The 7,561-nt window shown below is 73.8% G+C and carries 7 protein-coding genes; 4 read left to right on the forward strand and 3 right to left on the reverse strand.

Going from position 1 to position 7,561, the window contains the following annotated elements; all coding sequences use genetic code 11:
• Positions 1 to 137 precede the first annotated feature (137 nt).
• Positions 138 to 839, reverse strand: a complete 702-nt coding sequence (locus QZX64_RS07340; protein ID WP_295658014.1) for a stage II sporulation protein M — start codon at positions 837 to 839, stop codon at positions 138 to 140.
• 166 nt (positions 840 to 1,005) lie between these two features.
• Between QZX64_RS07340 and QZX64_RS07345 the strand changes: the two genes are divergently transcribed.
• The 4 genes from QZX64_RS07345 to purB are packed head-to-tail and all read left to right on the forward strand — an operon-like array spanning position 1,006 to position 4,369.
• Entirely contained in the window at positions 1,006 to 1,287 is a 282-nt protein-coding gene (locus QZX64_RS07345; protein WP_295658015.1) for a GYD domain-containing protein, read from the forward strand.
• Positions 1,288 to 1,296: 9 nt separating this feature from the next.
• Positions 1,297 to 2,583 carry a phosphoribosylamine--glycine ligase gene (purD, locus tag QZX64_RS07350; RefSeq protein WP_295658016.1) on the forward strand — a complete coding sequence of 429 codons (1,287 nt, stop codon included), beginning with the start codon at positions 1,297 to 1,299 and terminating at the stop codon, positions 2,581 to 2,583.
• Positions 2,580 to 3,068, forward strand: a complete 489-nt coding sequence (gene purE, locus QZX64_RS07355; RefSeq protein WP_295658017.1) for a 5-(carboxyamino)imidazole ribonucleotide mutase — start codon at positions 2,580 to 2,582, stop codon at positions 3,066 to 3,068. The genes purD and purE overlap by 4 nt, the downstream gene beginning before the upstream one ends.
• The gene (gene purB, locus QZX64_RS07360; RefSeq protein ID WP_295658018.1) at positions 3,065 to 4,369 is read left to right on the forward strand and encodes an adenylosuccinate lyase; all 1,305 of its coding nucleotides are present in this window, start codon (positions 3,065 to 3,067) and stop codon (positions 4,367 to 4,369) included. Before purE ends, purB begins: the two co-directional genes overlap by 4 nt.
• A gap of 888 nt (positions 4,370 to 5,257) precedes the next feature.
• Here purB and QZX64_RS07365 read toward each other — a convergent pair.
• Both QZX64_RS07365 and QZX64_RS07370 read right to left on the reverse strand, forming a co-directional pair.
• On the reverse strand, positions 5,258 to 6,463 hold the full coding sequence (locus QZX64_RS07365) for a CapA family protein (protein WP_295658019.1): 1,206 nt from the start codon (positions 6,461 to 6,463) through the stop codon (positions 5,258 to 5,260).
• Positions 6,464 to 6,515: 52 nt separating this feature from the next.
• Positions 6,516 to 7,561 (reverse strand): MFS transporter (locus tag QZX64_RS07370; RefSeq protein WP_295658020.1); only part of this gene is annotated, 1,046 nt, incomplete at its 5' end.

Here is a 7,561-nt window from a genome sequence, read left to right on the forward strand (position 1 = left end):
GCGTGGTGCTGGGGGCATGGCTGCGGCGTTCGGCCGAAACGGGGCCCGCCGCCCCCGAGGCCACGGAGCACGACGCGGCGCTGGCGGGCGCCGCTTCGCTCACCTCGCCCTAGCTGGCGCGGCCGGAGCGCAGTCGCTCAGGCGCCGATCAGGACCTGGATCAGGCGCGGGCTGAAGTAGGTCTCGACGAACGCGGCGGCCACGACCACCGGCGCCGCGATGAGCACCGTCACGAAGGTCGCCGCGAGCAGCTCGTTCCACTGGCCGCGGCGGCTCGCGACCAGCCACGCGGCGAGCGGGAGGAACAGAGCGGTGAGCTCGGGTATCGCGTGGGGAAGCAGCCCGACGAGGAGGACCCCGGGGCTCGTGCCGAGCTGGGCGGCGACGCTCGATGTGCCGGCCCCGAGCGCGAACGCCTGGGTGAAGAGCGAGAAGCCGGTGGCCAGCACGACGAACCAGATCGCGAGCGTGCCGGCCCAGTCGTGGACCGCCTTCGAGATCCCGCTGCGGCGTGCGGCCTCGAGCGGCATCGAGGCGCCGGCCAGGAAGCCGGCGATGCAGGCAAAGGCGTGCAGGGCGAGCACGAGCGAATTACGAAAGAGGATCGGGCCGAGATCCGCCGACGTCGGCGGGGCCGTGATGCCCGGCAGGAGGAGCGGTGTCGGATCCGGGGTCGAGAGGCTCGCGATCACCCAGATGGCGATGAGCAGGCCGACGGCGACGGCGAACGACCGCGCGACCCACGCTCCGAGGATCGGCCCGGGCCGCCTGCTCCAGCGAGCGAGCGCGGCGCGCGTGTCGTCCATCCCGCGGACGAGGGTGAGATCGGCGACGTTCATCCCCCTCCCCATCGGCAGGGGCGGCGAGATGATTGAGCCGGTGGTGACGACCCCGGCGCCCAGGCGTTCGGGCGCGCGCTGCGGCAGCCCCGCGACCGCGACCCGCCTCGGCGCCGAGCGCGCAACAATGGCTCGACGGCTTCCCCCCTGCGCGAAAGGACCGCCCGTGCCGACCTACATAATGCTCAGCCGGCTAACACCCGACGGAGTGCAGACGATCAAGAACAACCCGCAGCGGATCAAGGAGGTCAACCGGGAGATCGAACAACTCGGCGCCGAGGTGAAGGCTCAGTGGGCGACCCTCGGCCAGTTCGACTTCGTCAACGTGATCGAGGCCCCGGACGACGTGACGATGTCGCGAATCTCGCTGGAGCTCGGCTCGCGCGGTACCGCGCGCTACGAGTCGATGTCGGCCATCCCGATCGACGACTTCGTGTCGGCGCTCTAGGCGGGACCGGTGGGGCGGATCCTGGTGGTCGGCGGCGGCGGCCGTGAGCATGCGCTCGTCCGCGCCCTGCGGCGGAGCGAGTGGTCGCCCGAGGTCGTGTGCGCGCCTGGGAACGCCGGGATCGCGGCTGACGGCGTCCGCTGCGTCGACGTGGGCGTGGACGACGTGGAGGGCCTGGTGGTCGCCGCGCGCGAGGAGGCGTGCGACCTGGTGGTCGTCGGCCCCGAGGCGCCGCTCGTCGGCGGTCTCGTAGACCAGCTCGCCGACGGTGGCGTGCGCGCCTTTGGGCCGACCGCGGCGGCGGCGCGGATCGAGGGGTCGAAGGCCTACGCCAAGGAGGTCATGGAGGCAGCCGGCGTACCGACGGCGGGTCATGTCGTCCTCCGCGACCTCGAGACCGCGCTGGTCGAGCTGGTCGATGCGACCTACCCACTGGTCCTCAAGGCCGACGTTCTCGCCGCCGGCAAGGGCGTGGTGATCTGCGAGAACGAGGACGAGGCCCGCGTCGCGCTCGAGGGCTTCTTCCTCGAGCGCCGCTTCGGTGAGACGGCCGTCGTGCTCGAGCAGTTCCTCGAGGGGGAGGAGCTCTCACTGCTCGCGCTGTGCGACGGCGCGCGCGCGGTGGCCATGGCGCCCGCGCGCGACTTCAAGCGGATCGGCGACGGCGATAGCGGACCCAACACGGGCGGCATGGGCAGCTACTCGCCGGTTGCCGACGTCGGCGCCGAGTGGGCGCAGGAGCTCGTGGAGCTGATCCATCAGCCGGTGGTCGACGAGCTGCGTCGGCGCGGTACCCCCTACCACGGCGTGCTATACGCCGGGCTCATGCTTACCGATGCCGGCCCGATCACGCTCGAGTTCAACGCCCGCTTCGGCGATCCCGAGACCCAGTGCGTCCTTCCCCGCCTCGGCTCCGACCTGCTCGACCTGCTCGAGCGCGCGGTCCGGCCCGGTGGGCTCGAGGGGGTGGAGCTCGAGTGGTCGCCCGAGCCCGCGGTCACCCTCGTTCTGGCCTCGGGGACCTATCCGGCGTCCGCGTCGCTCGGCGACCGTATCTCGGGGCTCGAAGAGGCCGCATCGGAGCCGGGAGTCGAGATCCTCCACGCCGGCACGGCCACCGACGGGCGCGGCGGCTTCGTCACCGCGGGCGGGCGCGTGCTCAACGTGACCGCCACCGGCGCGACGCTGGCCGAGGCTCGCGAGCACGCCTACGCGGCCGCCGAACGGATCGACTTCGACGGCCGCCAGCTCCGGGGCGACATCGCCGCCGAGGCGGCGGAGAGGGTGGGGGCGTGAGCGATCCCCGCGGCGCTCCGGCCGCTCCGGACGTAGCGACCGAGACCCGGGTCGAGGGGCAGTTCGACGAGCTCGAGGTCGATGCACCCCGGGTCGGGATCATCATGGGCGCGAAGACCGACATGCCCGCCATGGAGGCTGCAGGGCGCGAGCTCGACCAGCACGGCATCCGCCACGAGACGCGCGTGATGAGCGCGCACCGCGATCCCGACGTCGTCGCCGAGTACGCCCGCAATGCCCGCATGCGCGGGCTCCGGGTGATCATCGCCGGGGCGGGGCTGGCGGCCGCGCTGCCGGGGGTGGTCGCCGCTCACACGGACCTCCCCGTGATCGGCGTCCCGCTGACGAGCTCGAGCTCGGTGGCCGGCGGGCTCGACGCCCTGCTGGCCATCGCCCAGATGCCGCCCGGCGTGCCGGTGGCCTGCGTCGCGGTCAACGGCGCTCGCAACGCCGCGGTGCTCGCCGTGCGCATCATGGCCGCGTGATCGAGCGCTACACGCGCCCGGAGATCGGCGCGGTCTGGTCGCAGGAACGCCGCTTCGCCACCTGGCTCGAGGTCGAGCTCGCGGTCATCGACGCCCTCGCCGACGCGGGAGAGATCCCTCGCGAGGAGGCCGAGGCCATCCGCGCGCGAGCCGCCTTCTCGGTCGAGGCGGTGCTCGACCGCGAACGCGTGACCGACCATGACGTCGCCGCCTTCGTCGACGTCGTCGCGGCGTCGGTCGGCGAGGCCGGGCGATGGGTCCACCACGGTTTGACCTCCTCCGACGTGCTCGACACCGCGCTCGCCCTCCAGCTGCGCGCCGCCGGCGAAGTATGCCTCGCGGGGGCGCGCGCCCACCGCGACGCGTTGGCCGAGCGTGCGCGTGAGCACGTGGACACGCTCTGCGTCGGCCGTACGCACGGCGTCCAGGCCGAGCCCACGACCTTCGGCGTCAAGCTGGCCGGCTTTGCCTTCGAGGCCGACCGTAACCTCGTACGCCTCGAGCGCGCGTTCACCGGGGTGGCGGTCGGTGCCCTGTCCGGCGCGGTCGGGAACTACTCGGCCAACGGTCCGGAGATCGAGGCCGCGGTGCTCGACCGGCTCGGCCTCGAGCGCGAGGACGTATCCACCCAGGTCGTCGCTCGGGATCGCCATGCCGAGCTGCTCAGCGCGATCGCCGTGGCCGGTGCCGGACTCGAGCGTTTCGCCACCGAGGTCCGCCACCTCCAGCGCACCGAGGTGCGCGAGGTCGAGGAGCCCTTCCGCCAGGGCCAGAAGGGCTCCTCGGCAATGCCCCACAAGCGCAACCCGATCGTGACCGAGCGCGTCACCGGTCTCGCGCGTCTGCTGCGCGGCTACGCGCAGGCCGGGATCGAGGACGTGGCGCTGTGGCACGAGCGCGACATCTCGCACTCCTCGGTGGAGCGCGTCGTCCTGCCCGACGCGACGATCACCCTGGACTACGTTCAGACGCTGGCCACGCGCGTGGTCAACGGAATGGTCGTCCACCCGGAGCGCATGCGCTCGAATCTCGAGGCCACGCACGGTGCGCTCTACTCCCAGCGCGCGCTGCTCGCGCTCGTCGAGGCCGGGCGCCCGCGCGACGAGGCTTACCGGATCGTCCAGGAGAACGCCCAGCTCGCGTGGGACACGGGCACAGCCTTCCGCGAGCTGCTCGCCGGAGCGGCCCCCGACCTCGACCTCGACGCGGTGTTCGACGCGCGCGCGTTCGTGCGGCACGCCACGGAGATCGTCGCCCGGCTGGACGCCCTCGACCGCGCCGGCGCCGCCACGCGCGCGTGAACGACCCAGAGACGCTGACCTACCAGGTGACGGGTGGGGTCGCCCGCATCACTCTCGACCGGCCGGAGCGCGGGAACGGCATCACGCGACGGCTCGTCACCGAGCTCGAGCGCTGCGTCGAGCAGGCGGATCTCGAGGTCGAGGAACAGGCCCATCGCCGGGGAGCGCACTGGCCAGCCCGCGCCCGATCGGTTGGCGAGCACGCTGATCATCTCGATCGGGACGACGGCCTGCCCCCAGGGCGACGAGGCGCCCCCCTCGGGCGTGTACCAGGGGTGCGGCTCGGTGATCCTGGTCAGCTTCTCGGCCAGGGAGAAGGGGTAGCTGCGACCGTTCGGTTCGTCGGCGGTCATGGTCACCTCACCGTCGTCCCGGCGCATGCCGACCTCGAGCCGGTCGACGACGAAGAGCTCACCGGGATCGCGCTGCGCGGCCAGGCGGGCCTCGAGCTCCGTCTCCGGGTGCTCGGGGCCGATCGACGCGGTGCCGCTCAGGACCGGGGTGCCGTCGGCCTTGTGGGCCTCGACGACGGCGGATCGCCCGCCCGACGTGGTCAGCGACGCCTGCACCTGCTCGCCCTCGACCACCATCGTCCGGAAGTGGCTGCTGATGCACCCCGACGCGAACCACGCGTCACCCCACACGCACGCGGCGAGGGGGTCGACCTGGCTGAAGTGGGTCGGCCCCTCGATCGGTGCGCCCGCCAGGCCGAGCGCCGACGCCTCCCCGGCGTCGTGCACGCTGGCGTGGCCGTCGACCTCCTGGTGCTGCAGCATCTGCGCCGGGGAGCGGAACGGCCCGGTGAGCGTGATGTCGGTGGCGAAGGCCATCGGCGCAAGGTAGCCGGGGACGGGTCGGCCCGATCCGCCGCGCCCCGCCGGCGTGACCTCAGTCGGTGAGGCCGGTGCAGTCCCGCAGCGCCGTCCAGTCGGCCACGGCCGCCGCCCCTGCCGCGCCCTCGACCTGCCGGGGGAGGCCGCCCACGATGGCGGCCGGGAGCCACTGGTAGTCCAGGTGCCCGGAGCCGTCGGCCCGGACCCGGAGCATCCCTGTCCTCGCCCCATCGCTCCCGTCGGGCGTGTCGAAGACGAGGTTCCCCAACCCGTAGCCGACCACGGCCGTGCCCATCCGCCCGGCGCCCTGCAACCGGTGCGCGTGGCCGCCCACGACGATGTCGGCACCGGCGTCGACGAGGGCGCGGGCGAGCTCCTGCTGGTCGGCGGTCGGGCACGTCTGCTTCTCGACCCCCCAGTGCACCATGACGGCCACCGTGTCGGCTTCGGCCGCGGCTCGGGCGACGGCCTCGACGAGGCGCTGCGGCTGCTTGGCCGAGGCCAGGCCGGGGCTGTCGGCGTCGGCCGTCCACGCCGACTCGAAGGCGTTGTCGAGCACCTGCGTGGCGCCGAGCACCGCGACCCGGTGGTCGCCGACCGTGGTGGTCCACGGCGCGAAGGCCTCGTCGGCGTCGGCCCCGGCACCGACGAGCGGCATCCCCACCGCGTCGGCCGCGGCGAGGGTGTCTGCGAGGCCCCGGGCCCCGAAGTCCATGCCGTGGTTGTTGGCGAGGCTGACGACGTCCACCCCGTCGGCCACGAGCTCGGCCAGGCGGGCCGGCGGCGCCTTGAACGTGTACGTCTTGCCCGCCGCCCCGGTGCTCTCCGTGATCGCCGTCTCGAGGTTGACGACGACGATCTCGTCCGGACCGTAGGTGCCGGCCATGCCGGCGAGGGGGCCGGTCGCCGACCGGTCGAGCGAGGTCCCGACCCGGCCCTCGAAGTGGACGTCACCGCCGAAGACGAACGACACCGGCTGGCGTGAGGGCGCGTCCTCGACGGGCTCGTCCCCGACCGGCTCGTCCCCGTCCGGCCGGTCCCCGCCCTGGCCCGTCGACGGCGCGCCGGCACCGTCGGCCGTGCCGGCGGTGCCGCCACCCGCCGCACGCTCGGCACCGTCGGCCGTGTCGGGGCCGACGCTGCACGCGCCGAGCGCCACCACGGCGACGAGGGTCGACAGGGCACGACGTGCGACCGAGGGCCTCGTGCTCGACGGTCGGGCGGCCACCGTCGCGGCACGATCGGGGATCCGGGGGGGCATCAGTCGGCGACCGTACCGGCGCTGCGGCGCCGCGACGTGCACGGTCGAGCGCTCAGGTCCCCTCGACGGCGACGGGCAGGGGCGCCTCGTCGACCACCGCCACCGGACCTGCCGTCGGGGCTGCGGCCGGCGCCACCGCCACCTGCGGCACCGGCTTCGGGATCCCGGCGCCGATGACGCCCGAGACGATCGCGGCGCCGGCCCCGAACAGCCAGAGCCGGTTGAAGCGGTCGAGGGCGTCCGCCGTCCCCTCGGGCTCGCCCAGGAGCATGACGAGCACGGCGATGCCGAGGGCGCCACCGATCTGGCGGGCCGTCTGGTTCACCGCGCTCCCCACCGCGAACCGGTGGGGGGGCAGCGACGACACGGCCGCGGCGCTGAGCACCGGGAAGGTGAGGGCGACGCCGAGCCCGACGATCAACGTCCCCGGCAGCCACTCGCGCACGTACGCGGGCTCGGCCCCGACCTGGGTGACGTACCAGAGGAGCCCACCTGCGAAGCACGCCGCGCCGGCCAGCAGGATGGGCCGGTACCCGATCCGGCCGGCGAGCTTCCCTGCCTGCCCTGCCACGAGGGCGACCACGAGGGGGCCGGGCGTGACGGCGAGGCCGGCGCGCATGATCGAGTACTCCCACACGCCGGTCAGGAACAGGATGTTGCCGAGGAGCATGGCGAAGAAGCCGGCGGCGTAGACGAGGGTGGCGGCGTTGGCGGTGACGAACGACCGGTCCCGGAACAGCGCGAGGTCGATCGCCGGCTCGGGGTGCGACCGCGAGCGCTGCACGAACGCCGCCCCGAGGCCGGCGGCGACGGCGAAGGCGCCGACGATGCGCTCGTCCGACCAGCCCCACGTCGTGCCCTCGGAGACGGCGAACACGAGGGCGGCGAGGGCGACGGACAGCATGGCGACGCCCAGGTAGTCCGGCGTGGCGGCCCGGGGGTCGACCTCCGACTCGCGCAGGACGCGCTTGCCGACGACCAGGATGGCGATCCCGACCGGGATGTTCACGAAGAAGGCCCACCGCCAGCCACCGGCCGACACGATGGCGGCACCGAGGGACGGGCCCGTGGCCACGGCCAGGGCGCCGATGCCGCCCC

Source organism: uncultured Nocardioides sp. (genome assembly GCF_902805925.1).
Classification (GTDB): Bacteria; Actinomycetota; Actinomycetes; order Propionibacteriales; family Nocardioidaceae; genus Nocardioides.

What these genes read in the sequence shown, in the direction of transcription:
- QZX64_RS07365 (WP_295658019.1), bottom strand. Translation starts at nt 6,463, where the DNA reads ATGCCCCCCCGGATCCCCGATCGTGCCGCGACGGTGGCCGCCCGACCG.
- QZX64_RS07340 (WP_295658014.1), bottom strand. Translation starts at nt 839, where the DNA reads ATGAACGTCGCCGATCTCACCCTCGTCCGCGGGATGGACGACACGCGC.